This window comes from Accumulibacter sp. (assembly GCF_023806635.1).
Taxonomy (GTDB): Bacteria; Pseudomonadota; Gammaproteobacteria; order Burkholderiales; family Rhodocyclaceae; genus Accumulibacter.
The window spans coordinates 22,986-48,407 of record NZ_JAMTDQ010000043.1; the positions used below are offsets into that span (position 1 = coordinate 22,986).

Here is a 25,422-nt window from a genome sequence, read left to right on the forward strand (position 1 = left end):
GCGCCCTGCCCCTAGTCCGCCAGCCAGCGCCGCCGGCGCTCGTCGCGCAGCGCCAGTTCGCGCAGCACGCCGGGCAGCAGCTCGCGCTCGCGTCCCGCAGCGGCCGCCGGCGCACCGCCCTCAGCCGGCTCTTCCTGCCGCTCCGGGCTGACCTCGGCCTGCATCTCTTCGATCCTGATCGGCATCCTTTCACTCTCCCTCAGGCGCGCGCGCCGATGACGAACTCGGCCTCGCCGCTGACATCGGCCTTCAGGCCGCTACCGCCACCGTCGAGCAGGCGCCCGCCGACGGCCACCTTGCCGGCGCTCGAGATGCCCGCCGATTCCTGCAGCAGGCGGCTCGGCGACAGGGCGCGCGAAGTCGGCTTGCTGTCGACCCGCAGCCCGGCGAAGGAGCCGCCGGCAGCGCCAAGCGTCAGACTGGCGCCGCCGCCGATGCCCGCGCCGGCGCCGATTCCCAGACTGGCGCCGGCGCCCGCACCGATCGCCATGCCGCCACCGACCCCCACGCCAACCCCGGCACCGACTCCCAGCCCGACACCACCGGCGCCGCCACCGGCGGCGAAGGCTGCCGCCGGCAGCAGGCTGACGCCGCCGCCGGCAGCCGCCGCCACGGCAAAGCCAGCACCCGCCGAGGCACCGATACCGGCGGAAAAGCCGACACCGACCGATGCCCCGGCAGCGAAGCCGACGCTGGCCGAAGCGCCGACGGCGAGCCCGCCACCGCCGCCGAAGCGCAGGCTCGAGGCGCCGTTGGCGGCGGCGATGCCGCGTGCCGCACGCGGATCGCCGGCCTTGTTCGCTGCACCCTGCGGCCCGCCGAGCGGGCCCTCTTCGTCCGGCACGACGACCGGCTCGGCGGCGAGGTCGGCGTCGACCGAAGCCTGGTCGCCGCTCGTTCCGCCTTCGAAGCTGACCTCCTGGCTCGACAGCGTCAGGTTGATCGACGAGCGCAGCGGCAGGCCGCCGACGGCGAAGAAGTCGATCGTCTCCTTGTACTGCTCGACCATGCCGGTGAAGGAATAGGCACCCCAGCTGAACTTCACCAGCGGCGGCACCTTCTTGCTCTGCCCCTCCGGTACCGGCTGCAGCAACTGCGCCATCTTGTTGGTCGTGATGCGCACGTCCTCGCCGGTGTCGGTGGTGTCGAAGACGACGTCCATCGTCAGCTTGGCGGTCGTCTGGCTGACGTACTGCTTCTTCTTCGCCCCCTGGCCTTCTTCCTTCAGCGTGTTCGACACCGTGTGCTGCAGGCTCGCCGGATTGAAATGAACCGGCACCGTCACCTTCGGGCCGGTCATCGTCTCGAAGGTCGCGGGCGTGTCGCTGATGTCGTTGGGAAACTCGGGCATCGCCGGCCTCAGCTCACGAGCACCAGGCCCTCGTGGGCCAGGTGCAGTTCCTCGATGCCGATCTCGTTGCCCTTGGCATTGAGGTCGGCGGCCTTGAACTTGACCGGGATCGCGCGGCGCAGCGCCCAGCGCAGCACCGCTTCGTCAGCACTGTCGCGCATCTCGATCTCGACCTGCAGGCGATAGGCGTAGGCACCCGCGCCGACCTTGGCAAACCAGTTCCAGAGGTCGCGCGTGTCGCTGATGCCGCGCTTGAGGACGACGGTGGCAAAGCTCACCGGGCCGGCGCGCTGCACGGCGCCGTAGTTGCTGCCGCCGACCTTGATCACCTTCGGCTCCATCGTCGCCTCCAGCCCGGTGCACTCCGAGAATGCGCCGCGGCAGAGAGGGACCGCGGCGCCGCTCGGGTTTGCCAGCGACTGCTGGCTGAAGCTGACATGGAAGCGGAAGACGTGCAGCGGCAGGTCGTTCATCACGCCACCTCGCGCAGCGGCTCGGCCAGCGCTTCGCCGATGCCGCCGCCGGTGAGATCGAGGACGACGGTGATGCGCTCGACCGCCGCCAGCGGCAGGATGCTGACCTCGGCGCGCAGGCGGCCGTTGTCGAGATCGTTCTGGCTCATCGTGCTGCGGTCGCAGCGGACGCTGAACGCCTCCTGCGGCGACGCGCCACCGAGTCCGCCTGCACGCCAGAAAGCGGTCAGCAACTGCCCGAGTCCCTGCTCGACGCGCCGCCACAGCGCTGGCCCGCTGGCCTCGAAGAGCGCCGCCTCGCCGCTGCGCCGCGCGGCGCGCAGCAGCGCGCCGAGCAGGCGGGTGACGCCGCCGGCCCGCCAGGCGGGATCGGCGCTGGCGCTGACGTCGGAATGCAGCACCCAGCCATCGGGCGACGGAGCGACCAGGCAGACGCGCTGCGCCAGGCGGTCGGCCGGCGTTGCCGCCAGGCCGCTGCACGAGAGCACCGGCTCGCTGCCGGACACCGCCGCCAGGCGGCTGCCGGCAAGCGAGCGGAAGGTGCCGCGGGCGAGCGCGTTCGCCGCCAGCAGGCCGGCGAGGAGCCCCTCGGGCGCTTCCAGCGTCCCCGGCAGGTCGGCGCTGAAGCGCGTTCGCAGCCACGGCCAGGCGAGCTGGACGAAGGCGCTGCCGAGCGCGCGACCACCGTTGCTGCTGTCGGGCGCGGCAAGGATGCCGGCCTCGTCGAGGTAGGCGAGAAAGTCCGCCTGCGCCCAGGCGGCGGCATTGCGCGCATCGCGCCGCGGCAAGGGCAGCGCCGCCAGCAGGAGCATCTCGCGATGCCCGCGCGCCAGCCGCTCGCGGGCGCTGCCGAGGGCGTCGCGCCAGGCGACGAAACCGGCGTCGTCGGCGCGTGGCGGCGACAGGTCGCGCAACCCGACGTCCTCCTCGACCGCCGGCGCCACATCGACCGAGCACTCGACGAAGACTTCCGGCGAGTCCGGCGCCTCGACGGCGACATCGACGACCGCCGGTTCGGCGGCGCAGATGTCGGCGAGATCCGGCAGGCAGACGAAGCACACCTCGGGCACCCCGGCGAGATGGCCGATGCCGCGCCAGGTCGTCGGGTCGAGCGGCGTCGCCGCCGGCGCCAGCAGTGCCGCCAGCCTCGCCGCGCGCTGCGCGCCGCGCTCGCCGGCCGCCTCGAGGTAGGGCCAGGGATCGCCGCAGCGGACGATCACCGCCCGCCGCCCGCCGCTGGCGAAGAAACTGCGCACGGCGGCGCCGAGATAGCTCGCGCAGCGGCGAGGCCCGCCGCCGACCGGCCGTGTCTCCCAGGCATAGAGGGCGGCGAAGGCGTTCCAGCTCTCGACCACCACCGGCACCTGCAACAACGCCTCGATCTCCTCCGCCGGCCGCGCCCACGGACCGGCGAGCCAGCCGCCGGCCGCCAGCGCCGTGCGCACGCCAGCCGGCAGCGGCGACGATCGCCGGCCGACGAAGCCGATGAAGCAGGCGACATCGACCCGGTTCGGGTCGGCCGCCGCCGCCGGCGGCGCGATTTCGAAGAAGAGCCCGTTCATCGCCTACGCTGCGCCGCCCGGCATCAGGCCTGGATCTCGAAGCCTTCGGCGGCGAGCACGATCTCCTCGAGCGCGACGTCGCCGCCGCCCTTGCCGGCCAGCGTCGGGCCGGTGTACTTCATCGGGATGCAGCCGCGCAGCAGCCACGTCCGCACCGGGTTGTGCGCCTCATCGAGGAGGTTGATGGCGACGGTCTTCTGCGCCGCCGGACCGGCGGTGCGGGTCTCGTCGATCCACGCCCAGAGGCTGTCGAAATTGACGATGCCGCGCTTCAGCGTCACGTCGCTGACCTTGTGCACCCCGGCCACCTTGCGCACGTGGTTTTCCTTGTCGTTGCCGGCACGGTACTCGGCGATGGTGACCTCGGTGCCGATTCCCGAGACGTCGGAGAAGCCGCCGAACTCCTCGCCGCCGTCGAAGCTGACGACGAAGTTGAAGGCGCCGTAGGGTGTGATTCGCTCAGCCATGGTTCATTCCCTCTCGCTCAGGCACGGGCATCGGCGGTCTTCTGGCCGATGCGGAAGATGACGAATTCGGCCGGCTTGATCACCGCCACGCCGATCAGGCAGACCAGACGACCGTTGTCGAGGTCGTTCTGGGTCATGGTGCTGCGGTCGCAGCGGACGAAATAGGCCTCCTCGGTCTTGCCGCCGAGCAGTGCGCCGTTGCGCCACTCGTTGTAGAGGAAGTCGGAGATCGTCTGCCGCACGTTCGCCCACAGCCGCTCGCCGTTCGGTTCGAACACCGCCCACTGCGTGCCGCGGTCGATCGAGGACTCGAGATAGTTGAAGTAGCGGCGCACATTGACGTACTTCCACTCCGGATCGGACGAGGCCAGGCGCGCGCCCCAGACGCGGAAGCCGCGGCCGGAGAGATAGCGCAGGCAGTTCACGCCGAGCGGATTGAGCATCTCCTGCTGCGCGAAGTTGACGTCGATCTCGAAGCGCAGCGCACCGCGCACGACCTCGTTCGCCGGCGCCTTCCAGACGCCGCGCTCGACGTCATTGCGGGCGTAGATGCCGGTGACGAAGCCCGACGGCGGCAGCGCCAGTTCGCGCGGGATGTCCTCGCGACCAGGCCGCGCCAGCGGGTTCGGCACCACCACCCATGGGTAATACACCGCCGCGTAGCGTGAGTCGATGAGGCCGCGCAGCGTGCGCGCCTGGCCTGGCGTCTGGTCGCGCGGCAGGTCGAGGACGGCGATGCGGTAGGCACGGCGCGACTCGGCGTGCGCGATCAGCAGGTTGTTGATCGCCTGCGTCTCGGCGTAGGCCGACGAACCCGGCGCGGCGACGATCGAGATGTCCTCCAGACCCGACAGTTCGCCGAGCGCCAGCGAGTAGTTCGCCGCCACCGGTGCCGCGCCGTCGAGACCGCCGGCCAGCGCGATGCTGCGCTCGAGCTGGCCGGCAGCGTTGGTCACCGCACCGGTGAACAGCGCGGTGTGCAGTTCGAGTGCGCTGACGTTGCCGCCGATGGTGATGGCGAACATGTTCTGCAGGTGATCGGCGCGGCGCGCCGGCGTCGCCGACATCACGTGCCCGACCCAGGCCGGATGGCTGCGGTCGAAGCCGAGCCCCTCGAAGCTCAGATCCTCGCCGTCGGCGTCGATCGCCACCACCAGCAGGCTGACGATGCGCGGCGTGTCGGCGGCGAGCGTTGCCGCCACCTCGGCGGCGGCAGCGGGATCGGTCGCCGGATGCCAGTCGTTGCCGACCTTCAGGTGGAAGGCGGTCGTGCCGCCGGCACCGGTGACCAGCAGCGTGCCGGTCGGGGCGTTGGCCATCGCCGTCGCGGCGACCGGCGTCAGCACCTCGCGCACGACGACGACACCGTTGCCGAGACTGCCCGGGAAGCGCGCGACGAAGGCCGCCGCCTCGGCCGCCGCCGTGCCGCCGGGGGTGATCGCGCCGCTGGCGGCGGCCGCACCGGCGCCGACGACGCGCGAGACATAGAGGCGCGAGCCGCCCTCGTTGAAGAAGGCACGCACCGCGTGCGCCAGATAGTTGGTGGCCGGCGAGGCGCCGGTCAGCGCCAGGTCCGAGATGCCACCATAGATGCGTTCGAAGTCACCGAAGCTGGTGAGCATTTCGGGCACTTCCTGGTCATCCGTCGTGGCGCGGAACGGGCCCTTGCGGGTCGGCCCGACGAACGCGGTGGTGCTGGTACCGACGCCCTCGATTGACTTGGCGCGGAAGCTGGTTTCCTCGACATAGACGCCGGGAGCTAGGTACTCGGGCATGGCAGGTCTCCTTCGATCGAGCGTTCCGGGCGCTGTGCTGCCCGGATGACGGACTCGCTGCCTATGGCAGATCGAGCCCCAGGTTGAGATTCAGGGCGCCCCGCGCAGCGAGGCTGACGTTCTGCTGCGTCGTCGGCAGCGCCGCGCGACGTGCTTCGATGTCGGCCGGATCGACCAGCCGCAGCACCGCCGGCTGGCGGCCGGCACGCACCTCGGCAGACGGCGTGCGGCTGCCGAGCGCCGGATCGAAATGGATCTCGACGGTGGCGGCGATGCTGCTCACCACCACCGCGTTCTCGTCTTCCGACCAGGTCGTGACCGGCACGCCGACCACCGGCACCAGTGCCTCGCCGCGCCAGTCGCTCATGCCGCGGGCGAGCACCAGCCCGCCCGCGACGACGCGCAGCAGCGCGCCGCCGAGCGCGGCGCCGTCGGCATTGGCGCTGATGCGCGCGCGCAACTCGGTCCAGTTGGTGCCGAGCCCGGCGATGGCGCTCGGGTAGAGCGGCACATCGACCGCCGCGAACAGTGAATCGGCGCCCGCCGCCTGCGGATCGCGCGGCAGCGCGATCGACACCAGCCGCGGCAGGTAGCGCCCGCTCGGGTCGCGCAGCGCGATGTCGAGCCGCTCGCTGCCGGCTGCCGGCTGCGCCGGCGGGGCATCGAAGGCGGCGGCATGGCTGGCGAGCCGCGTCCACTCGTGGATGACGTAGAGGCCGCTGCGGTTGCGGACGATGCGTGCACCGGCGGCGGAGACCTCGAGCGCGCCGCGCACGACGATGCCCGTCGTGCCGTCGACCGGTCGCAGCGCCCCCAGTACGCGCCATTCGACGCGTTCGAGCTCGTGCAGCGCCCGGTTGCTCACGCTGCCCCGCTGCCATAGGCGAAGCGCCCGCTGACCACCGGGCGGAACTGAGCGGCGTCGCTGTCCGGATCGATGCGAACGAGCCGCGCGACGTAGGAGACCGACAGCCGGTACGAAGGCGTCAGCGCATCCCAGATGCGCATCACGTCCTCGGTCGCCAGCTCGGCCGGGATGATCTGGATCACCTCGTCGCTCGCCCAGCCGGCATCGGGAGTCAGCGACGAGGCGTCGAGCACCGGATATTCGTGCAACTGGCGCAGCGCCCAGGTCAGCGCCACCTGCTCGTCCTGCGCCGCCATCCCCCAACTGCTCATCAGGTAGTGCAGGTCGAGGCCGAGCGGCCCGACGCCGTTGCCCGAGCCGCGCAGGTGCGCGCTCTGCCGCGAGTGCTCGTTGACCGTCAGGCGATAGAGGAACAGCGTGATGCGGTTGCGCTCCTCGCCCTCGCTGGCCATCTGGCCGCCGCTGACGAGCTCGAAGTCGCATTCGGGCAGCGGGCGGCCGCCGATCTCGATCGGATAGGTGTTGCGCAGGAAGGTCACGATCGAACTGCCGACCGCGTGCACCGCGAACACGTTTGCCATCCAGCTCCTCCGGGAAAGCAGCCGCTGCGCCCGCGTCAACACCAAAGGGGGCACGCACTGCAGACATCGCCAAGGCCTCCTGCCGCGCCGCGTGACTGCCACGAGACTGCGCCGACCGGAAGCGATGAATCCACTCTATTTCCTGCGCCAGACGATCGCAACCCAAATCTTTTTATAAAGCAGCGCGCTGCAGCGCCGCCGGGCTCTGCGCGGCGGCGCCGGCGGCAGCGGTGATCGCGACGATGGCCGGCAACTGACTGATTGACAGGACGATTTCGCATGCGGCGCCGGGCGGGCAGGGAAAAGTCTCATCGTGCATCATTGGCATTGTTTATCCAATGGATCACATGGACCTCGACCGGGCCCCAAATCACGGAACAAAATCTACTTTCTAACAGATGGTTGCTGTCATTATTTCGTGTTCTTTCGAGGATCAATCCGGCTGCTGGCGAGGATCCTTAATCAGAAGTCCTGATGCACCATAGTTCAAGTCGTTTATCTTGTTTGCCACTTATATCATTGTTTATCATACAATTTCGTCTATTCATTGCGCAGCGATGCCGAGCCCCGAGGGTCCCAGCGACTCTACGGGCTCGTCGCCATCGAGGGACCGGCGCCGAACGCGGGCGGAGAGCGCAATGTGGAACCGTGTGGAACCGTGCGTGCGGGGGGCAGGCACGCCTGCTCTCCCGCCTCGCACCGGACGACAGCGCCAGCCGCTGCGGGCGGCGACGCCGGGACGGGCAGCGGCGCGACATCGCCCGGCCGCCGACGGTCGCCCAGGCGGCTGCAGAAGCGCTAGAATGCCGCCCCTTGACCATCAGCCGGGAGTCCCGTCGTGAAAAGCCTGCGCCAGCATCTGTTCGTCGCCACCGCCCTCTTCATCGCCCTGGCGCCCGTTGGCGCCGCAGAACCCGGCGCCACGGACGGCCTCAAGGCGCAGGCGGCGAAACTCGTCCGCGTCGAGAATCCGGATGTGCTGCCCTCGGTGAAGCGCGTCGTGATCACCAGCTTCATGGCGGATTTCGTCAGCGAACTGAAGTACAGCAAGTCGCTCAGCGGCCTCGAGGCGATGATCGGCGCCGACTCGGACGTCTCGATCCGGCTCGTCGGCAGCAGCAACGAGCAGTTCCAGGCGATGACCGAAGCCTTCTACGAGCAGACGGTCGCGCAGTTGCGCGCGCGCGGCATCGAGGTGGTCGAGCACGCGGAACTCGCTGCGCTGCCCGAGTTCGCCGAGCTTGCCGCATCCGGAATCAAGCCACTGCCGAGCGAGCAGGACGCGAAGGCCGGCAAGGGGTTGTTCTTCACGGCGCAGGGACTGCCGCTGCACCTGATCGACGAGACGCAGTTCATGCCGAGCTTCTCGTTCGGCAGGAAGAAACAGGACGATTTCCTCACCTTCGGCACGCGTTTCGCGGGCGGTTTTGCCGCCGCGCAGACGCAGCAGATCGAGAGCCGGATCGCGACCAGCCTCGGCGCGACGATCCTCAAGGTCCGCCTGACCATTCTCGGCGGCCAACTGACGCCGGACAGCAGCTTCTGGGGCAGCGGCAAGGTCAGCACGCGCGCCGCGGCGAGCTTCGTCGATACCGTCACCCGCTACGCGTTCATCACCCCGGACGGCAACAAGGCGCGCATCTCGCTGCAGGAAACCGTCGCCACCGACGAGATCGGCGAACTGGTCAACACTACCAGCGACGGCAGCAAGGCGACCGATACGGCGAAGAACGTCGCCCTCGTCGCGCTCAACGTCGCCAGCCTGGCGGCGCGCCTCGGCGGGCTGAATACCGGCTACACCGGCGGTTTTTCAGCGACCAGCGAGTACGAGTGCCGGGTCCGGCCGGAACACTTCGAGAAGACGGTGCTCAGCCACCACGAAAGCATCGCCGGCCTGTTCGGCGATCGGCTGCAACAGCCGGCGCAGTAGGCAGGGCGACCGACAACCCGGCGCACCGCCTCGCACCGATCAGGTCCTGAAGCGTCTGGCCGCTTCCTGCAACCGGCCGGCTACCGCGGCGACCTCGGTGGCAGCGCTCGAGACCCTGCGCAGGGACTCGCCGTTGCGTTCGCTCACCCCCGCCATCTCCTGCACTCCGGCGGCGACTTCCTCGCTGGCTGCGGCCTGTTCGCGGAGCAGGTCGGAAATGCTGGCGATGGCCTCCGCGACCCGCGCCGTACCCGTCTCGATCTGGCGGATCGAGGCGCTCGCCCGGTGGGCCAGCGCAACGCCCTCGTCGACCTGTTGAACCTCCCTGTTCATCGACTCGAGCGCTGCGTGCGTGCTCTGCTGCACCCGAGAGATGATGCTGCTGATCTCCTGGGTCGATTTGCCGGTGCGCTCGGCGAGCTTGCGCACCTCGTCGGCGACGACCGCGAAGCCACGACCGGCCTCGCCCGCCCGTGCCGCCTCGATCGCAGCGTTCAGTGCCAGAAGGTTGGTCTGGTCGGCGATCTCCTTGATCACCGCGGTGACCGCAGAGATGCGGTCAGACTGGCGCACGAGCTCGTCGACCATTGCCGAGGATTGCCGAACCGTCTCGGCGATCCGCGACACCTCGGCCGCCGAGCTGTCGATGACCTGCCCGCCCTGTCGCGAAAGCTCACCAGACTCCAGGGCCGTCGCCCGCGCCGCACCCGCACTGGTGCTCAAGTGGCCGATACGGCCGGTCACATCAGCAACCGTTGCCGCGATCGCGCGGGCCGAACCCGCTTCACTCAACAAGGCACCGGCTGCCTCGCCGACCGACCGCGCCAGGGTCGACGCCTCTTCGGCGAGCAGCGACGCACTGCGCTGCATCTCGCCGACCATGTCGCGCAGCGCCGTCTGCATCCCCCTGACGGCGGCAAGCAGCGTATCGTCGCGCGACGCTTCGCAACGGACCTCGAGGCCGAGGTTGCCGGCTGCGATTTCCCGCGTTACGGCAACGGCGTAGGCCGGGTCACCACCCAGTTGCGCCACCGCACGGCCGACCACGGTGATGACGACCGCCCCACCGAGCAACATGATGACGCCGATGAGCACCAGGCTGCGAACGATTCCCAGATACACTGCGCGCCGCTCCGTCTGGATGTCGCGGCTGAACACGAGGACTCCGGCGCTCTCGCCGGCACCATCCCTGAACGGGAAAACCATCAGCGCGTGGCTCTCACCCATGCGCAGTCCGGCACCGGCAGTGTCTGCGCCGACGCCGAACTCACGCAGCCGCTCGAGTACCACTTCGCGGTTCGTTGCATCGAGCAGTGTCAGCCCCCGGAAGTGGTCGCCCTTGATCTCGGTGCCTTTCTTCTGCATGTACTCGTCGTTGAGCAACACGGCGACATCGTCGCCGGTGATTTCTTTCGTCGCCGGCAAGACGTGGTCGATCTCCTGGGCAAGCTCCCAGTAACCGAGCTTCCTGCCCTCACGAAGAACCGGGCGCACCGCGCGCAAGGAGAAGAAGTTCTTGCCCATGTCCAGGCTGGTCGCCAGTTTGTCCGCGCTCGCCGCCATGCGGAAGCTGTTGCGCGTGTTCCGGTCGCCGTGCTGTTGCGGCTTGTGGACACGCAGGAACGTCGTCCCGTCCGGCGAGAAGAAGTAGAAATGGGTGATTCTGGACTGCGCCTTGAGTTCCTCGAACAGTGGCTTCGCACGCTGCAGGAGCTCATCGCGATTGCCACGCTCGAATGCATCGAGCAGACCGTCGATGCGTATCGTTGCCGTCAACGCGCGCCCCAGGCCCTCGGCGTCACTGGCGATCTGGGTCAGAAAGACCCGCTCATTACCGCGCATGCGTGCTTCCAGCGCGTCCCGCAACTGGTTGATGTGCGTCACGTAGATCAGCGCGGCCGCCGTCACCAACATGGCGACGAACGTGACGACAAGCGAGAGAACGATCTTCTTCCTGAACGAAAGCGTCATGACTCTTTCCCCTGGCAAAATCGTTGAGCCAATATGGAAGGACAATCCTTGCGCCCGCCTCCGCCGCGGCGGGTGACCGCTGCCTTGGGATCGTTGCTCCACGCCGCGGACCGGACCCTGCGAACGTCTTGTTTCTTGTTGCTTCTGGAAGCATCATACAGTCCTTCGCATCATCCGCAACAAGGATTCTCGGAAAAGCAAGCCCTTCCGTCCGGACAGGTGCGTTTTCGCAGGCGTGGCGGGAGGCCTGGGCGGACAAGGACGGTCGGGCGGGTTCTCCGGCTGCCACAACTGCGCATGAAACGGCCGCTTTGGGCTGTCATCGGCAGCACGATGATGACGATACGGGCAGACCGCTCCCCTTTCCCCGACAAGGCTGCCGCTGCCAGTCGGCGGCCGCCCCCAACCCAGTGACCGCTGCTCCCGCAACTACCGGTCGTCAATTGGCAGCATTTCCTGGAGCACCGGCACGACCTTGAACTCCGGGTCCTTGTGGATCAGGATCGCTCCCCGCTCGATCGCGCACGCCGCGATCCAGGCATCGGCTACCGACAGCGGGTGAGTGGCCTTGATCGCCGCGGCTCTCTGCAGCAACGCAGGTGTTTCATGCAGCCAGACGATGGGAAGCGCCAGGCACTGTTCATGCGCCAGACGACCGGCTGCCTCTCCTTCGTCACGCCAGACACGATACAACACCTCCATCAGCGACATGAAGCAACCGCAACAGCGCACTGTTCCGAGTTGGGCCTGTTGCAGCAACTCGCTGACACGCTCCGCACCGGGTTCGTCATCGCGCAGGGTCAGAAGCGCCGAGGTGTCCAGCACATAGACGCTCACTCTCCGGCCAGCTCCGCGTTGCGGTCCTGCACCAGGCGCTGCGTGCTCCCCCCCTTGCCCTGACCGCGAAACGCCGCGATGGGGTTCGCCCGCACCGGCACGACGCGAATTCCCTGGGAATCCACCACCCACTCGAGACGGTCTGCAGGACTCAAGTGGAACTGCCGCCGAATCTCGGCAGGGACGACCGTCTGTCCACGTGCGGTAATCGTGCTTCTCATGCTCTGCTCCCGGCAAGCTCATCTGATGAATTGCCGAATCTTAGCATTGTTAATTCACCCCATCCCGACATTCCTTCGCCAGACGCTCGGCCCGATGATCGGCGCTGCTCGCTGCAGGCTGCAGCGAGCAGCGCCGGTGTGCCATCGATGCGAACGCCGCGGGGCGTCGGCGAGCGGGCGCGGCCCCTCTCGCCGGGCGCCGAACTTCCCGGCCAGCGCAGCGGGCCAGCACGGAACGACCGCTTTGCGCTACCATCGACCGCAACATGATGAAGACACCCGCAGACGGTTGCCGCGCCCCCCTGACCCGCACCCCCGGCTTCTGCCTCCCTTGCCGCCGCTTCGTGCCTGACGCAGCTGCTGCCTGCTGGCGCCAGTGGTTCGCCTGGCAGCCGCTGCTCGCCCTCCTCCTGTCGCTGCTCGCCGTGCCGGCAGAGGCGCAGTTCCCCTGGCCGAAGGCGAAGAGCGAGCCGCCGGCGGCGAGCGCCGAGCCGGCGGAGAAGCCGCGCGAGAAGGCGGCGCGCAACCTGGCCGAAGCGCGCCGGCAGCAGGAGGCGTTCCGCCTGGAGGAAGGGGTGCCGCGGCCGACCGAGGATCCGCTGGTCAGCGAGCGGCGTCGCTTGCTCGACCGCCTCGTCGCCGCGTACGGCGAGCAGATCAAGCTGCTCGACGACATCGACAACCTCGCCCGGCCGCGACCGCCCGACCTGCAGCAGCAGGAACTGCTCGCCGCCTTCGGCGGCCCGGGACCGTACCCGGCGGTGCGCGTCGATGCGTTGCGCGACGCGCAGCACGCCGTGCGCCACCTGATGCAGCGACTGGCGGCCGCCGACCGCGCCCTCGACACGCTGCAGACGGGGCAGCTCGATGAGCAGCGCAAGGCGGCTGAAGCGGTTCGCCTGGCCGAGGACCGGCTGAGCCGCGCGCGCGGCAACGAGGAGAAGGACCGCGAGCGCGACAACCGGGACACGAACCTGCTGCGCCGCAAGCTGGCGGAAACCCAGCTCCTCAGCATCGGTCTGGCGAAGGAAAAGATCGCCAGCGAAAGGAAGACGCTGCAGGCACGCGACAGCGAGATTGAGCGGCTTCTGGCGCGGGTGCTGCCGGCGCAGGAACTGACCAGGGACGATCTCGAGCAGCAGCAGGCGCTGTTGCGCAGGGAGCTGAAACAGCTCAACTCGGAAGCCGAAAGGCTGCTGGCCGAGAACAGCCGCCGAACCGCCGAGCGCGAACGCCTGGTCGCCGGCACCGACGCCGGCCGCGGCAGCGCGCAATCGGCGCAACGCCTGCAGTTGCTCGACGCGCGACTGGAGAGCGACCGCATCCGCCTGCTGGCGCTGAATTGGGCCCAGACGCTGGCGCAGGCGAGCATCGACGCCTGGGCGCAGCGCTACGTCGGCTTTCAGGCGCAGGACGCGGCGACCCGGCAGACCGTCGTCGCCTGGCTGAGCCGCAACCGCGATGAACTCGAGAACCGCCGCCAGCTCGTGCAGCAGCTGGCGCAGGAGGCGCGCGCCGACCTCCGCGAGCAGGAGGCCCGCATCGACGCGGGGACTGCCGGCCCGGCGACGGCGGCGCAACAGGCAGAACTGCTGGCCGCCCTGCGCGAGCGCAGCGTGGCTTTCGAGCGCGTCGAACGGATGGGCACCACGCTGCTGCGGCAGCTCGAACGCTGGCTGGCGGATTTCGGCTTCCGCGGCGACGCGGCGCAGCACGGGGACTGGAAACTGGCCGCCGCACAGGTCAGCGAGACGCTGAAGGGGATCTGGAACTTCGAGATGTTCGCCGTCGACGAGTCGACGATCATCGATGGCAAGAGCGTCACCGTCAGCTACGGCGTCACCGTCGGCAAGAGTATCGGCGCGCTGCTCCTCTTCCTGCTCGGCTACTGGCTGTTCGCGGCGCTGTCGCGGCGCCTGCAACGGCTGATGGTGCAGCGCTTCGGCGTCGATCAGCAACTCGCCAGCGTCATTCGCCGCTGGGCGATGATCGCGCTCGGCGTGCTGCTGGTGGTCTTCATCCTCAACGTCGCGCGCATCCCCCTGACCGTCTTCGCCTTTCTCGGCGGCGCGCTGGCGATCGGCGTCGGCTTCGGCACGCAGACGATCATCAAGAACGTCATCAGCGGCATCATCGTCCTCTTCGAGCGCAAGATCCGCGTCGGCGACATCATCCAGCTCGGCGGAACGACCGGCCACGTCGTCGCCGTCGACCTGCGCGCGTCGACGGTGCGCGGCTTCGACGGTGTCGAGGCACTGATTCCTAATTCGAGTTTTCTCGAGAACCAGGTGGTCAACTGGACCTACTCCAATCCGCGCATCCGGCGCGAAATCCGCATCGGCATCGCCTACGGCTCGCCGATCCACCGTGCCGCCGAGATCATCGCCGGCTGCGCCGCGGACCATGGCGAGGTGCTCAGGGATCCACCACCGGAGGTCTTCTTCGAGGACTTCGCCGACAGCGCGCTGCTGCTCGTCCTGGTCTTCTGGGTCGAACTCGGGCCGCAGCGCCCGCCGGGACGCCGGGTGGACAGCGACCTGCGTTACGCGATCGAGAAGAGGCTCGGAACCGCCGGCATCGCCATCCCGTTCCCGCAGCGCGACCTGCACCTCGACACCTCGCGGCCGATCGCCGTTCGCATCACGCCGCCGCGGGAAGTGCCAGGCGACTCCTGCGGCGACTGAGAAGCTGTCAAGGAATCGTCGCGAGCAGGCCAGGATGCCCGGCGCGGGCGAGCAAACGACGACACATGTCAGAGGCAAAGGCGAGGAGTGAACGACTGGGCAACCCGGCAGATCGGTCGCGCAGCAGATCGATGCACATCCTCCGAGCGAAGGCCGCGCCAACAGCCCGCCGGCAGGAGCCGACGGCTTTCATACCGCGACCTCGACCACTTCGGGCTGTAGCACTGACCGTCTAGCCCCTTTGGCGACGACGCGCCGCCAAGGCACCGAGGGCGGCCAGCGAGAGGAGCGATGTTGCCGGCTCCGGCACTTCCGATGGCGGTGCGGCAACTTCGAGAGTCGTCGTGATGGCAAAGTTGGACTCGCTGGTGTGGCGCTCGGCGAAGAAAATGTCGAGGTCGTAGAGCGTTCCGGCGACGAGGCCCTTGGCTTTCAGGTCTTCCTCGGTGAAACTGCTGCTGGCCGCGCCATGGACGCCTCCGAGGTCCATCATCAACTTGCCGTCCACGAAGATCCAGAGATCGTCATCACCGGTGAAGCTGAAGCTGCGATCGGCACCCGGTGTAGGATCACTGAAGGCAACCTGCCCTTCGAGGTGCATGGTGAAGTGATAATTGTGCGTCCGACCCTGGTTGCCATACAGCAGCCCGTCGATCGGGAAGAATGAGCTGTTGCTGTACTTGTAGGTACCGGGAGGCCCCTCCGTGAGCGTCAGCGACGTCGGGGTCGACAGGTTGAAGCCGGGTGAATCGACGAACCATTTGGCGAAATTCGCCGACGACGACGCGCCGGCGCCGATGCTGGGACCAGGGGTCGGCAATCCGGCCGTCAGGGTCGGCGCGACCATGCCGGTCACCACACCGGGAATCGCACCCTCGAAGTCCGAAAGCTGGGTGCAGGATCCGGCGATCGACGGCGCACAGAAATCGCGGATGGTTCCGCTGAGAGTCACGGAGGCGGCGAAGCTCGCCGACGTCACACCCAGGCCGATCAGGGCGAAAGTCGTCAGAGCCGTCCGTTTGAGGCGATTGTTCTTCAGTGTCATGCTCGTTCTCCAGGACAAGGGAAAAAACGGGGGAAAGAAAACATTCCTTCGGCGACCGCTGAATGACTGCTCATCGGCCAGAAGCACCAGTGCCGGGCTTCTCGATGGGAACAAGCAAGATTCTTGCCATCGACGAAGACCGGCAGATTCATGTTTGAAATACAGATACTTGAGGCAACCGAGTACCGCCTCCCGACGCGTCAGCCAGAACCTGCTACGCCCGATGTAAAGTTTTGCGACATCCCGCGACGACTGCGCCGCCGGCGCTTTGGCCGCGCAGACGGAGGCGCAGCAGGCAGGGGATCACATTTGCGCTCGTCCGGACTGACCTGCATCTCGATACATCGCAGCCGCTCGCCGTCGGCATCACGCCGCGGGAAAAGCCAGGCGACTCCGGCCAACTGAGCGAAGGCCCTACCGCCCACCGGCAGCGGGCCAACGGCTTTCAGACCGCGACGTCGACCACTTCGGGCTGCAGCAGTTCGACGAGGACCGACGGGGCGATGCGGACCAGGTAACCCCGCCTGCCGGCGTTGATGTAGATGCGCTCGAGGTCGAGAACGCTGCGCTCGAGGTACACGGGCATCGGCCGGCGCGTGGCGAAGGGGCTGGTGCCGCCGACGAGATAGCCCGAGTGGCGGTGGGCAACCTCGGGCCGGCAGGGAACGATCGACTTCACCGCCAGATGGCGGGCGAGCTTCTGCGTCGACACCTCGCGGTCACCGTGCATGAGGACGATCAGCGGCTGCCGGCGCTCGTCCTCCATGATCAGCGTCTTGATCACGGCGTGCTCGTCGACGCCGAGTTCGCGGCTGCTGACCGCCGTTCCGCCGTGCTCCTCGTAAGCGTAGGGATGATCCGAAAAGGCGACGCCGGCGGCGCGCAGCAGTCGGATCGCCGGCGTCACCGGCAGTCGCTGATTGGCCATCCGTCCCGCTCACCCAATGGCCGGTCAGTGCGGACGGCCGCTGCCGAACGCGGGAAAACTAGCGGCATGACGCTCGATCCATTCGCGTGCCGCAGCCTCGGCGTCGAGCAGCCGCCCCTCTTCGCGCCGCACCTGCTGCCGATAGTGCTCGATCTGGCACACCTGCTCGACCATGCGCGCGGCGAAGAGGTCGTCGGCGTCGGCGAAACGGATGCCGACCTCGTAGGCGCCACCCTGCCGCTGGCACCAGACGACCACCCCGGCAGCGCGAAACGGCGGCTGCACGAGCGGGATCGAGAGCACCACCGGCGAACCGACGCTCAACGGCCTGCGGCTGAGGCACGCCAGGCCGCCCTCGCTGATGTCCTTCAGCCGCGGCGCCGAACGGCGGTGCGCGCCGTCTACGGCGATATCGAGCGGAACGTCCGCCGGATGGCGGATGAAGCTGCGCCTGTGCGCCTGCATCGAAGCCATCTTCCACTCCTTCTGCCAACTGCCGGCGGCCGCTGGCGACGCCCGCCGCCTCAGCCGCCGATGCGCAGGCCGGTCTTCTTCAGGATCTCGGTCGAGAACAGCACGTCGTGCGCGCGACACGCCGGGCCGAGCAGGCGGGCGATCTCGCCCACCTTGCGCAGCACCTCGTCGCGCGAACCGCCATGCACCATGGCGAAGAGGTTGTACGGCCACTCCGGCAGCCGGCGCGGACGGTGGTAGCAGTGGGTGACGAAGTCGAGTTCGCCGACGCGCGCGCCGAGTTCGTCGATCGCCTCGTCCGGAACGTCCCAGACACTCATGCCGTTGGCAGTGTAGCCGATCGCGTAGTGGTTGGGGACGGCGCCGATGCGCCGGATGACGCCGCGCGCAAGCATGCGCAGCAGCCGTTCCATCACTTCGGACGGCGCGATGCCGATCTGCGCCGCAAGCTGGTGATACGGGCGCGGCACGAGCGGCAGGCCGTCCTGCGTCGCCAGCACGAGGCGGCGGTCGATGTCGTCGAGTCGCCGGCTCATTGCCGCACCGCGAGTTTCATCTCGACGAAGTACTCGCGCCGCTTCGGGAAAGCGAAGACCGGCAGGCCGCTGCCCTCCTCGATCCGCCGCAGCGCGGCGGCGATTCCTTCTTCGCTCTCGGTGGCGAGGACGAACCACATGTTGAAGGGCGACTGGCGCTCGCTCTCGCGGCGATAGTTGTGGGCGACCTCGGGCAGCGAATCGACCAATGCCCGTACCCGTTGCCAGTCGGCAGCGGGCACCGCCATTGCCGCCAGGACGAAGGCGCCACCCATCTGCTCGACCTGGAACATCGGCCCGAAGCGGGTCAGGACGCGCGTCGCGAGCAGGCGTTCGAGGCGCTCGAGCAACTCCGCCTCGCCGATTCCCAGCCAGCCGGCGACCGCGGCGTAGGGTTCCTCGCAGATCGGAAAGCCGCCCTGCAGGTGGTCGATGAGGGCGCGGTCGACCTCGTCGATGAGCGCCGGCTCAGGCATAGCGGGCTCCGCTCTGCTTGAAGCGGGTCAGCGAGAAGAGGATTTCGTGCGCGTAATTCCCCAGCCCGAGCCGCTGGCGCAAGTTGGCGATGGTCGCCGTCACCTCGCTCCGCGCCTGGCCGTGGATCATGCAGAACAGGTTGTAGGGCCACTGCGGCAGGACCCGCGGCCGCCGGTAGCAGAGATTGACGCCTTCCGCCCGCGCCAGCCGCTCGCCGACCTCGTCGACCTCGTCATCGGGGACGTCGTGCACCAGCATCGCGTTCGCCGTGTAGCCGAGTTCGTGATGCCGGACGATGACGCCGAAGCGCTTGATGATCCCATCGGCGCACCAGCGGCGGATGCGCTCGAGGACTTCGCCCTCGTCGCAGCCGATGCGGCTGGCAAGGACCGAGAACGGCCGGATGAACAGCGGCAAGCCTTCCTGCAGGGCGCTGACCAGGCGCCGCTCCCGCTCGTCGAGCGCCTGCGGCGGCACCAGAGGCTGCCGCGGCGGCACGCTCCGGCCCGCAGCCCCGCTGTTGCCGCCCAGCGCGAAGCCCAGGTCGATGTGGTATTCCTGCAGCATCGGCAGGCGCAGCAGCGGCTGGCCGGCGAGTTGCTCGATGGCGCCAAGCGCCGCCTGCAGCCGCCCCTCCGAGCCGGCGGTGACGACGAACCAGAGGTTGTAGCGGTGCTCGCGCTCGTAGTTGTGGTTGACCTCGGGAAAACGGTTGACCGCCTCGGCCACCGCCGACAGCTGCTGCGGCGGCACCGCCAGTGCCGCCAGCGTGCTGGCACCGATCCGCTTCGGCGCGAAGACCGCGCCGACGCGGGCGACCTTGCCCTCGCGGCGCAGCGCTTCGAGCCCCTGCAGCACCTTGGCCTCGGCGACGCCGAGACGCGACGCCAGTTCGGCAAAGGGCGCCGGGCAGAGCGGGAAATCGCGCTGGAAATCGTTGAGCAGGCGGAAGTCGAGGGCGCAGGTGTCGATCATCGCCGTCAGAATCCGGTACGCGCGGCACGGCTGGTGAAGAAGATGCCACTCGGCGCCTGTGCCGGGAACTCGCCGATCTTCTCGAAGCGCGCGGTGTCGTAGATCACCACCTTGTTGTCGTCACGCGCGGAGAGCCACACGTGCTCGCCGCGCGGGGTGAACTCCATGTGCAGGATCGCCCGCCCGGGCTCGAGGGTCCGCACCACCTTGCCGCTCAGCGTATCGATCACCTCCACCCAGCCGTTGTCGGGGAAGGCGTAGTTGACCCAGACCTGGCGCCCGTCGGGGCGTGCCATGACGAACACCGGCTGCCCCTTGACCGGGATGCGACCGACCTCCTGCCAGTTGCCGCCATCGACCACCAGCACCTCGTGCCGGCCGATCGCCGGCAGGTAGGCACGCCCCTGCGCCATCGACCAGCCGCGCAGGTGCGGCATCTTGAACACCGGCAGCTTTTCCTGGCCGCGACCGTAGCCCTGCAGGATGCGGCGACTGCCCTGCTCCGGCAGCCAGGTGTCGAGCAGCGCGACGCCGTCCTCGCCGAACAGTCCGGCGAGGTAGAAGCGGCCGTCGGGCGTCACCAGCCCGTCGTACGGTTGCAGGCCGGCGGAAAAGCGCTGCGTCTGCGGCCTGCGCGGGTCGGAGAGATCGCTGACCCAGATCTCGCCGCCCTCGAACAGCGCATAGGCGAAGCGGTTGCCGCTGAGATCGACGAGGCCGACGACCTTCGAGAAGCTTCCCGGCGCGTACTCGGCGGGGACCTCGGACAGCAGCTCGAGCGTGCCGGCATCGAAGGCCTTGATGCCGCCCGGGGTGTAGTTCTGTGCGACGACGATGCGTCCGTCCTGCGAGATCGAGCCTCCGATTGCGTTGCCCGACTGCAGCACGCGGCGGACGACCTTCGCCTGCAGCAGGTCGATCTGGGTCAGCCCGCCGTCACGGCCGAAGACGTAGGCATGGCGCCCGTCGCGCGAGAACACCACCGACGCGTGCGACAGGTCGCCGAGGCCGCCGATGCGGGCGTACGGCTGCCGCTGCGTGGTGTCGACGAGCGTCACGTGGCCGCTGCCGCGTTCGATGACGACACCGAGGTCGCCGGTACCGCGCAGGGTCGGCGCGGCACAGCCGGCGAGCAGCATGAACGACAGCAGGAACAGCATTCTCTTCATCTTGATCCTTCACGCGGTGCTGCCGGACCGGGTTCCGGCAACGCCGATGCGCAATCACGGAGGCCAATTATCGCCACAGCCGGCCCCGGCTGGCAACGAGCATCAACAGTGCCGGTCCGCATTGCCGCCCGGTCCACTGCTCAGAACAGCGAACGCACGGCGGCGTCCATCTCGGCTCCGCTCATGGCGCCCAGCCGCGCCTGTTGCAGTTGCCCGTCACGGCCGATGAAGACGGTGAACGGCAGTCCGGACTTCGTGTTGCCGAGTGCCCGCATCAGCTCGATGCTGCGCTCGGTGCCACCGATCAGCCAGCGATAGTCGAGCTCATGCGCCCGCGCGAAATCAACCAGCGCCGCGCGCTTGTCGGCTTCCTCGACGGCGATGCCGACGACGAGCAGCCCGCGGTCGGCGTAGCGCCTCTGCAGCTCGGCGAGCTCGGGAATCTCCTTGCGGCAGGGGGCGCACCAGCGGGCCCAGAAATTGACCAGCAGCGGTCGGCCGCGCAACGAAGCCAGCGGCAGTGGCCGGTTGTCGGCATCGGCGAGCGTCAGCGCGAAGAACGGCGCCGTCGACGGCGGCTCGGCGGCGCTCGCGGTCGTCAGCGGCAGCACGCAGAGGGCCGCCGCGAGCAGGCGCAGCAGTCGCCGCCACGGTCGGTGCGACGGTCGGCTAAGGCAGGTCACTGCGACGGAAGCTCAGGTAACCGGCAACGGCAGCGAGCGTGCCGACGGCGGTCGGATAAAGCAGCGCATAGACGCGGAAGCCGCTGCTGCCGAAGAGATCGAGGATGACGTAGGCCGACGGACCGAGGACGATCAGTTGCGGGTCGAACATCGCCAACGCCGCGGTGCGGAAGACCTGCAGCGGGTTGAGCAGGGCGATGCCGACCGCCACCTCGGGGGTCACCCGCCCCTGGATCATGACGCCGAGGAGGATCAGGTCGAGGAACAGCAGCATCGTCAGCCAGACCATGAAGGCCGCCCCCTGGGCGACGTCGGTGCCGCGCGCCAGCGTCGATATCAGCATGCCGATGCCAAGGAAGCAGCACGCCATCGCCGCCAGCAGGCCGGTGTAGTAGAAGAACATCGCCCACGGCACCTCGATCGAGCGGATCAGCGACCAGAGCACAGCGGCGAGCATGGCGACGAAGACCGGCAGGAAGATGATCACGTAACGGCCGAGGATCCTGCCCCAGAACCAGGCCGACAGCGACACCGGCAGCGACAGCAGGTATTCGAAGACGCCCGCCTCGCGGTCGCCGGCCACCGAGCGGACGGTGGTGATGAGGACGAAGACCGGCAGGATCGCCATCGTCAGCTGGATGTAGGTCACCAGCAGCCGCGACAGACCGATGAAACCCAGCACGCGCGACTCGGTCAGGCCGAAGGCGAAGAGCAGCGCGACGATGCCGCCGAAGACCAGGCTGTAGATCAGGAACCAGCGGGCGCGCAACGACTCGACGATGTCCAGGCGCGCGGTGAGGAGGAGCGCGTTCATCGCCGGCGCCTCACTTGCCGCGCGCGACGATGCGCGCCTTCATCTCGGGGTAGGCGATCGTTCCGTCCTCGGCGACGGCGAGCGCGGCGAAGTGGTAGCCCATCGGACTCTTCCTGCCCGCCAGGTAGTGCGCCCGTCGGGCATCGATCCAGGCGCCGCTGCGGTAGTCGGCGACCCAGTACTCGAGCTGCGGCGTCTGCTCGTCGAACGGCTGCCGCGCGAGCCAGAAGATGGCGCAACCGATGTCGTCGAACTTCGCCACCTTGCCACCCGGCGCGCGGATCTGCACCGCGAAGCGCCGGTCGCTGATCACCATGCCGCAGCGCGGGTCGAGGTCGCGGTCCCATTTGATGTCGACCGGGCCGCTCGCCGGCTCGCCGATGCAGCCGCCGAGCGCCGCCGCCATGCCGCCGCCGAGCATCCCGCGGCAGCAAGGACCAGCAACGGCGGCCGGAACGATCTCGAGGAAGCAGCGTCGCTTCATTGCAGGGCCACCGCCGCGTCCACTTCGTGCATCTCGATGCGCGACAGCAGGCCGACATAGCGCGCAACCATGCCGAAGAAGCGCAGGCGATCGGCTCCGGACACCGTCCCGTGCCACTCGACGCCCGCCCGCCGGTCGGCAAACTGCCAGCTGCCGAGGGTGCGGGCGATCGCCGCGTCGGCGCGCGCGAGCGTCAGGTGCACCTCGAACAGGGTCGACAGGCGCGACTCTTCGGCGACGCGGTCGTCGAGGACGATGCGCCCGGTGTCCATCTCGATCACCCGGTTCACCAGCGGCGCGACTTCGTCGAGGCGGTGGCTGGAGATGATCATCGTCGTGCTGCCGAGGCGCTCGGCGAGCAGGCTGAAGAAGATGTGGCGCGCCTCGGGGTCGAGGTTGGCCGCCGGCTCGTCCATCACCAGCAGCTCGCTATCGCGGCCCAGCGCGATGGCGATCAGCAGCTTCTGCTTCATGCCGCCGGACAGGCGATTGAACGGGCGCGCCAGGATGCCACCGACGTCGAGGCCGAGACGGCGCGCCAGCGCGTGCATGCGCTCGGCGTCGGTGGCGCAGACGGCGGCGGCGAAGGCGAGCAACTGACCGACCGGCATCTTCAGCGGCGGCGGCAGTTGCGGCACGAAACCGACCTTGCCGAGCACCTGCGTCCGCTCGCCACGCGGTGCCAGTCCACCGATCGTCACCTCGCCCTGATGCGTGTATTCGCCGAGCAGGCAGCGGATCAGCGTCGTCTTGCCGGCGCCGTTCGATCCGATCAGCGCGATCCGCTCGCCCGCGGCGATCTCGAGGTTGACCCCGTCGAGCACACGCTGCTTCCGGAAATCCTTGCCGACGTTGGTCAGACGGATCATGCGCAATCCTGTTCAGAGCAGCCTGTTGAGGCCCTTGACGTCGAAGACCAGCGCGCCGCTCGGGCAGACATCGACACACAGCCCGCAGCGGGTGCAATCCGGTCCGATCGGCGTCCTGAGGTCGGCGGCGCGTCCCTTGATGACGACGTCGAGGACGTGCGGCACCAGGCAGACCTTGCGGCAATCGCCTTCGTGGAAGCAGTGCTCGAGCCGGTACTCGACGCGCAGCGGCGAAATGGCGCCGACCATACCATAGGTCAGGCCGATCGGGCAGACATAGCGACACCAGGCGCGGCGCGAGTAGAGCACCTCGAAGACGAGCAGCAGCAGCACCCAGGCGAGCGCCAGCGAGGGGCCGTAGATCAGCGCCCGCGACAGGATGCCGGTCGGCGAGATGGTCTCGAAGACGGTGTAGCCGCTGAGCAGGGCGAGCAGTGTGAAGGCGAGCCAGAAGATGCTGCGTGCGCCACGATGGAACTCGTGGTCGCTGACCAGCTTCTTCGCCACCAGCTTCAGGTGCAGCCACTCGAACCATTCGGCGACGAGGTGGTACGGGCAGACCCAGGAACAGAAGGAGCGGCCGCCGAGCACCACCCAGAGGACGAAGACCGTCGCCGTACCGATGAACAGATTGACGATGACGTGCCGGTGCGCCAGCATCACCTGCAGCGCCGAGTTGAGGTCGATCAGGTGGAAGCCGACGAAGCGCGACGCGGTCAGCGACCCCTCGAGCATCTGGATGTCGAGCCAGAAGGAGAAGGTGAACAGGAGGTTGACGACGACCAGCACCGCCCAGCGGCGGTTGCGCCACCTGTGGTTGACCAGTTTGTGATCGTGCGCATGCTGCTTCAGCGCAGCGAAGTCGGCCTTGGTCATCCGCTTCAGCTGGTGCACCTGCTGCGCTGCCGGAGTGATCCGCTGCGGCTTCTGCGGCGCGGCGCCGAACATGACGCGCAGGCGTTCGCTGGCGCTCATCAGCTCGCCCACGGCTGGCGCGCGTCGATGACGATCGCTGCCGGATCGACCGGACAGATCATCTCGCAGACGCCGCAACCGACGCACTGCTCGAGCGGCTGCGGCCGGTACTGCCGGCTGCCGTCGGCAGCCACCCTCACCTGCATGGTGATCGCGTCGCCGATCGGGCACTCGCTGACGCACAGGTTGCACGGATCGCGCTCGTAGGGGTGGTCGCGCACGGCGACCGGGCGCCAGCGGTCGCGTTCGACGTAGCGCAGCCTGCCGCGGAAATCGGCGCCGCGCGCCTGGCCGCGAAAACCCTTGCCGAGCACCGCCAGGCATGAGTCGGGGCGCGCCAGCCGGGCGATCCCCATGCGCTCCGGGAGATTGAGCGTCGGCTCGGCGTCCTTCTCCTTCGCCTTCAGCAGCGGCGCCCGCGCCAGCGGCATCCCCGGGCGGGTCGCCAGCGAGGCCGGCTTGCGGTAGGTCAGCGAGCCGGTCGGGCAGGCAAGGACACACTGCACCGCATCGCAGGAGAAATCGCAGGCCTGCGCGCGCGCGTCGATCCACGGCACACCGATACCGAAGCCGCTGTCGATGTCGTCGAGCCGGATCGCCGCCACCGGGCAGACCTGCACGCACTGGCCGCACTTGATGCACGAAGCGAGGAAATCGCTCTCCTCGAGCGCACCGGGCGGCCGCAGGCGCGTCCGCCGGGCGCCGGCGACCGGCACGTAGCCGAGCATCGCCAGCCCAAGGACGCCGCCGACGAGGAACGCCGAGCGCAGGAAGCGGCGCCGGCTCGACTGCCGGCGCACCGGCGCCTTTGGCCGCCGGCTGCCGGCGGCCGCCGGCAGGGCGGCGTCGGCCGGCGGCTGCTGGATTGCCGCAGGGCGCTCTTCGCCGGTCTTGCCGCTCATCCGGCAGGCTCCCTGCCCGCGATGCCGCGCGACCCGCCGGCACGCGGCCGCAGGCCGCAAGACCGCCCGTTCAGCGCCGACGCCGCCGCCCGCAGCTCGGCCGGCAATGCGCGACCACAACCCGGCAGTTGCAACACCATCCCCATCCGTTCGTCCCGAATCTCGTTGAACCGGGTTCCACGCCGGCGCCTTCGTTCCCGAGGAGCACTGCGGCAACCTGTCGCACATTGTCGGCACATGCGCAGAACGATGTTTTGAGCTGGATTAAATTCCGGCGATCGTGCTGCGGCGCAACATGTTTGCCGCTGCAGCAGCCTGGTGAAATACCGGGGGCGCCCGGGGCGCCCCGGTTCGTTTGGCATCCGCCGACC

At 68.7% G+C, this 25,422-nt stretch carries 26 protein-coding genes; 2 read left to right on the forward strand and 24 right to left on the reverse strand.

Going from position 1 to position 25,422, the window contains the following annotated elements; translation table 11 throughout:
• Positions 1-11: 11 nt before the first annotated feature.
• From NFW30_RS08000 to NFW30_RS08035, 8 genes are all read right to left on the reverse strand, one after another.
• Complete coding sequence (locus tag NFW30_RS08000) at positions 12-185, reverse strand: hypothetical protein (RefSeq protein WP_295354968.1); 174 nt, start codon at positions 183-185, stop codon at positions 12-14.
• Between the two features lie 14 nt (positions 186-199).
• On the reverse strand, positions 200-1,351 hold the full coding sequence (locus NFW30_RS08005; RefSeq protein ID WP_295354971.1) for a hypothetical protein: 1,152 nt from the start codon (positions 1,349-1,351) through the stop codon (positions 200-202).
• Positions 1,352-1,359: 8 nt separating this feature from the next.
• Positions 1,360-1,824: a phage tail protein gene (locus NFW30_RS08010; protein WP_295354974.1), complete on the reverse strand. Its 465-nt coding sequence runs from the start codon at positions 1,822-1,824 to the stop codon at positions 1,360-1,362.
• Entirely contained in the window at positions 1,824-3,386 is a 1,563-nt protein-coding gene (locus tag NFW30_RS08015; protein ID WP_295354977.1) for a phage tail protein, read from the reverse strand. Before NFW30_RS08015 ends, NFW30_RS08010 begins: the two co-directional genes overlap by 1 nt.
• 23 nt (positions 3,387-3,409) lie before the next feature.
• Positions 3,410-3,853 (reverse strand): phage tail protein, encoded by a 444-nt coding sequence (locus NFW30_RS08020; RefSeq protein ID WP_295354980.1) that lies wholly within the window; start codon positions 3,851-3,853, stop codon positions 3,410-3,412.
• Between the two features lie 17 nt (positions 3,854-3,870).
• On the reverse strand, positions 3,871-5,628 hold the full coding sequence (locus tag NFW30_RS08025; RefSeq protein ID WP_295354983.1) for a phage tail sheath subtilisin-like domain-containing protein: 1,758 nt from the start codon (positions 5,626-5,628) through the stop codon (positions 3,871-3,873).
• A gap of 61 nt (positions 5,629-5,689) precedes the next feature.
• Positions 5,690-6,493 (reverse strand): hypothetical protein, encoded by an 804-nt coding sequence (locus NFW30_RS08030; RefSeq protein WP_295354986.1) that lies wholly within the window; start codon positions 6,491-6,493, stop codon positions 5,690-5,692.
• Complete coding sequence (locus NFW30_RS08035) at positions 6,490-7,077, reverse strand: DUF4255 domain-containing protein (RefSeq protein ID WP_295354989.1); 588 nt, start codon at positions 7,075-7,077, stop codon at positions 6,490-6,492. Before NFW30_RS08035 ends, NFW30_RS08030 begins: the two co-directional genes overlap by 4 nt.
• 838 nt (positions 7,078-7,915) lie before the next feature.
• Between NFW30_RS08035 and NFW30_RS08040 the strand changes: the two genes are divergently transcribed.
• On the forward strand, positions 7,916-9,007 hold the full coding sequence (locus NFW30_RS08040) for a hypothetical protein (RefSeq protein WP_295354992.1): 1,092 nt from the start codon (positions 7,916-7,918) through the stop codon (positions 9,005-9,007).
• 39 nt (positions 9,008-9,046) lie between these two features.
• Here the strand turns inward: NFW30_RS08040 and NFW30_RS08045 are convergent, their stop codons facing one another.
• The 3 genes from NFW30_RS08045 to NFW30_RS08055 all read right to left on the reverse strand — a co-directional run bounded on the left by NFW30_RS08045 (position 9,047) and on the right by NFW30_RS08055 (position 12,036).
• The gene (locus tag NFW30_RS08045; protein ID WP_295354994.1) at positions 9,047-10,978 is read right to left on the reverse strand and encodes a methyl-accepting chemotaxis protein; all 1,932 of its coding nucleotides are present in this window, start codon (positions 10,976-10,978) and stop codon (positions 9,047-9,049) included.
• 429 nt (positions 10,979-11,407) lie between these two features.
• A complete protein-coding gene (locus tag NFW30_RS08050) occupies positions 11,408-11,815 on the reverse strand; it encodes a PIN domain-containing protein (RefSeq protein ID WP_295354997.1) in 408 nt (135 codons plus the stop codon).
• Positions 11,812-12,036 (reverse strand): AbrB/MazE/SpoVT family DNA-binding domain-containing protein, encoded by a 225-nt coding sequence (locus tag NFW30_RS08055; RefSeq protein WP_295355000.1) that lies wholly within the window; start codon positions 12,034-12,036, stop codon positions 11,812-11,814. The genes NFW30_RS08050 and NFW30_RS08055 overlap by 4 nt, the downstream gene beginning before the upstream one ends.
• A gap of 344 nt (positions 12,037-12,380) precedes the next feature.
• Between NFW30_RS08055 and NFW30_RS08060 the strand changes: the two genes are divergently transcribed.
• Entirely contained in the window at positions 12,381-14,720 is a 2,340-nt protein-coding gene (locus NFW30_RS08060) for a mechanosensitive ion channel domain-containing protein (RefSeq protein WP_295355003.1), read from the forward strand.
• Positions 14,721-14,952: 232 nt separating this feature from the next.
• On the opposite strand, the gene NFW30_RS08065 is transcribed toward NFW30_RS08060, so the two are convergent.
• The 13 genes from NFW30_RS08065 to NFW30_RS08125 form a co-directional block, all read right to left on the reverse strand.
• A complete protein-coding gene (locus tag NFW30_RS08065; RefSeq protein WP_295355006.1) occupies positions 14,953-15,765 on the reverse strand; it encodes a fibro-slime domain-containing protein in 813 nt (270 codons plus the stop codon).
• Between the two features lie 445 nt (positions 15,766-16,210).
• On the reverse strand, positions 16,211-16,693 hold the full coding sequence (locus NFW30_RS08070) for an aminoacyl-tRNA deacylase (protein WP_295355009.1): 483 nt from the start codon (positions 16,691-16,693) through the stop codon (positions 16,211-16,213).
• Positions 16,694-16,717: 24 nt separating this feature from the next.
• Entirely contained in the window at positions 16,718-17,167 is a 450-nt protein-coding gene (locus NFW30_RS08075) for a PilZ domain-containing protein (RefSeq protein WP_295355012.1), read from the reverse strand.
• Positions 17,168-17,217: 50 nt separating this feature from the next.
• Entirely contained in the window at positions 17,218-17,703 is a 486-nt protein-coding gene (locus NFW30_RS08080; RefSeq protein ID WP_295355014.1) for an AsnC family transcriptional regulator, read from the reverse strand.
• Complete coding sequence (locus NFW30_RS08085) at positions 17,700-18,179, reverse strand: Lrp/AsnC family transcriptional regulator (RefSeq protein ID WP_295355017.1); 480 nt, start codon at positions 18,177-18,179, stop codon at positions 17,700-17,702. Before NFW30_RS08085 ends, NFW30_RS08080 begins: the two co-directional genes overlap by 4 nt.
• The gene (locus NFW30_RS08090; RefSeq protein WP_295355020.1) at positions 18,172-19,155 is read right to left on the reverse strand and encodes an Lrp/AsnC family transcriptional regulator; all 984 of its coding nucleotides are present in this window, start codon (positions 19,153-19,155) and stop codon (positions 18,172-18,174) included. Before NFW30_RS08090 ends, NFW30_RS08085 begins: the two co-directional genes overlap by 8 nt.
• A gap of 5 nt (positions 19,156-19,160) precedes the next feature.
• Entirely contained in the window at positions 19,161-20,324 is a 1,164-nt protein-coding gene (locus tag NFW30_RS08095) for a cytochrome D1 domain-containing protein (protein ID WP_295355023.1), read from the reverse strand.
• Between the two features lie 140 nt (positions 20,325-20,464).
• Positions 20,465-21,007: a TlpA disulfide reductase family protein gene (locus tag NFW30_RS08100; RefSeq protein ID WP_295355025.1), complete on the reverse strand. Its 543-nt coding sequence runs from the start codon at positions 21,005-21,007 to the stop codon at positions 20,465-20,467.
• Entirely contained in the window at positions 20,994-21,821 is an 828-nt protein-coding gene (locus tag NFW30_RS08105) for an ABC transporter permease subunit (protein WP_295355026.1), read from the reverse strand. The genes NFW30_RS08100 and NFW30_RS08105 overlap by 14 nt, the downstream gene beginning before the upstream one ends.
• A 10-nt stretch (positions 21,822-21,831) precedes the next feature.
• Entirely contained in the window at positions 21,832-22,305 is a 474-nt protein-coding gene (locus NFW30_RS08110; protein ID WP_295355028.1) for a nitrous oxide reductase accessory protein NosL, read from the reverse strand.
• On the reverse strand, positions 22,302-23,174 hold the full coding sequence (locus NFW30_RS08115; protein ID WP_295355030.1) for an ABC transporter ATP-binding protein: 873 nt from the start codon (positions 23,172-23,174) through the stop codon (positions 22,302-22,304). Before NFW30_RS08115 ends, NFW30_RS08110 begins: the two co-directional genes overlap by 4 nt.
• 12 nt (positions 23,175-23,186) lie before the next feature.
• A complete protein-coding gene (locus tag NFW30_RS08120; RefSeq protein ID WP_295355031.1) occupies positions 23,187-24,149 on the reverse strand; it encodes a NapH/MauN family ferredoxin-type protein in 963 nt (320 codons plus the stop codon).
• Positions 24,149-25,051: a 4Fe-4S dicluster domain-containing protein gene (locus NFW30_RS08125; protein WP_295355034.1), complete on the reverse strand. Its 903-nt coding sequence runs from the start codon at positions 25,049-25,051 to the stop codon at positions 24,149-24,151. Before NFW30_RS08125 ends, NFW30_RS08120 begins: the two co-directional genes overlap by 1 nt.
• Positions 25,052-25,422: the final 371 nt, after the last annotated feature.

Excerpts from the sequence above, each read along its gene's own strand:
- NFW30_RS08000 (WP_295354968.1), bottom strand. The coding sequence starts at position 185 with ATGCCGATCAGGATCGAAGAGATGCAGGCCGAGGTCAGCCCGGAGCGG.
- NFW30_RS08005 (WP_295354971.1), bottom strand. The coding sequence starts at position 1,351 with ATGCCCGAGTTTCCCAACGACATCAGCGACACGCCCGCGACCTTCGAG.
- NFW30_RS08010 (WP_295354974.1), bottom strand. The coding sequence starts at position 1,824 with ATGAACGACCTGCCGCTGCACGTCTTCCGCTTCCATGTCAGCTTCAGC.
- NFW30_RS08015 (WP_295354977.1), bottom strand. The coding sequence starts at position 3,386 with ATGAACGGGCTCTTCTTCGAAATCGCGCCGCCGGCGGCGGCGGCCGAC.
- NFW30_RS08020 (WP_295354980.1), bottom strand. The coding sequence starts at position 3,853 with ATGGCTGAGCGAATCACACCCTACGGCGCCTTCAACTTCGTCGTCAGC.
- NFW30_RS08025 (WP_295354983.1), bottom strand. The coding sequence starts at position 5,628 with ATGCCCGAGTACCTAGCTCCCGGCGTCTATGTCGAGGAAACCAGCTTC.
- NFW30_RS08035 (WP_295354989.1), bottom strand. The coding sequence starts at position 7,077 with ATGGCAAACGTGTTCGCGGTGCACGCGGTCGGCAGTTCGATCGTGACC.
- NFW30_RS08045 (WP_295354994.1), bottom strand. The coding sequence starts at position 10,978 with ATGACGCTTTCGTTCAGGAAGAAGATCGTTCTCTCGCTTGTCGTCACG.
- NFW30_RS08055 (WP_295355000.1), bottom strand. The coding sequence starts at position 12,036 with ATGAGAAGCACGATTACCGCACGTGGACAGACGGTCGTCCCTGCCGAG.
- NFW30_RS08065 (WP_295355006.1), bottom strand. The coding sequence starts at position 15,765 with ATGACACTGAAGAACAATCGCCTCAAACGGACGGCTCTGACGACTTTC.
- NFW30_RS08070 (WP_295355009.1), bottom strand. The coding sequence starts at position 16,693 with ATGGCCAATCAGCGACTGCCGGTGACGCCGGCGATCCGACTGCTGCGC.
- NFW30_RS08075 (WP_295355012.1), bottom strand. The coding sequence starts at position 17,167 with ATGGCTTCGATGCAGGCGCACAGGCGCAGCTTCATCCGCCATCCGGCG.
- NFW30_RS08080 (WP_295355014.1), bottom strand. The coding sequence starts at position 17,703 with ATGAGCCGGCGACTCGACGACATCGACCGCCGCCTCGTGCTGGCGACG.
- NFW30_RS08085 (WP_295355017.1), bottom strand. The coding sequence starts at position 18,179 with ATGCCTGAGCCGGCGCTCATCGACGAGGTCGACCGCGCCCTCATCGAC.
- NFW30_RS08090 (WP_295355020.1), bottom strand. The coding sequence starts at position 19,155 with ATGATCGACACCTGCGCCCTCGACTTCCGCCTGCTCAACGATTTCCAG.
- NFW30_RS08095 (WP_295355023.1), bottom strand. The coding sequence starts at position 20,324 with ATGAAGAGAATGCTGTTCCTGCTGTCGTTCATGCTGCTCGCCGGCTGT.
- NFW30_RS08105 (WP_295355026.1), bottom strand. The coding sequence starts at position 21,821 with ATGAACGCGCTCCTCCTCACCGCGCGCCTGGACATCGTCGAGTCGTTG.
- NFW30_RS08110 (WP_295355028.1), bottom strand. The coding sequence starts at position 22,305 with ATGAAGCGACGCTGCTTCCTCGAGATCGTTCCGGCCGCCGTTGCTGGT.
- NFW30_RS08115 (WP_295355030.1), bottom strand. The coding sequence starts at position 23,174 with ATGATCCGTCTGACCAACGTCGGCAAGGATTTCCGGAAGCAGCGTGTG.
- NFW30_RS08120 (WP_295355031.1), bottom strand. The coding sequence starts at position 24,149 with ATGAGCGCCAGCGAACGCCTGCGCGTCATGTTCGGCGCCGCGCCGCAG.
- NFW30_RS08125 (WP_295355034.1), bottom strand. The coding sequence starts at position 25,051 with ATGAGCGGCAAGACCGGCGAAGAGCGCCCTGCGGCAATCCAGCAGCCG.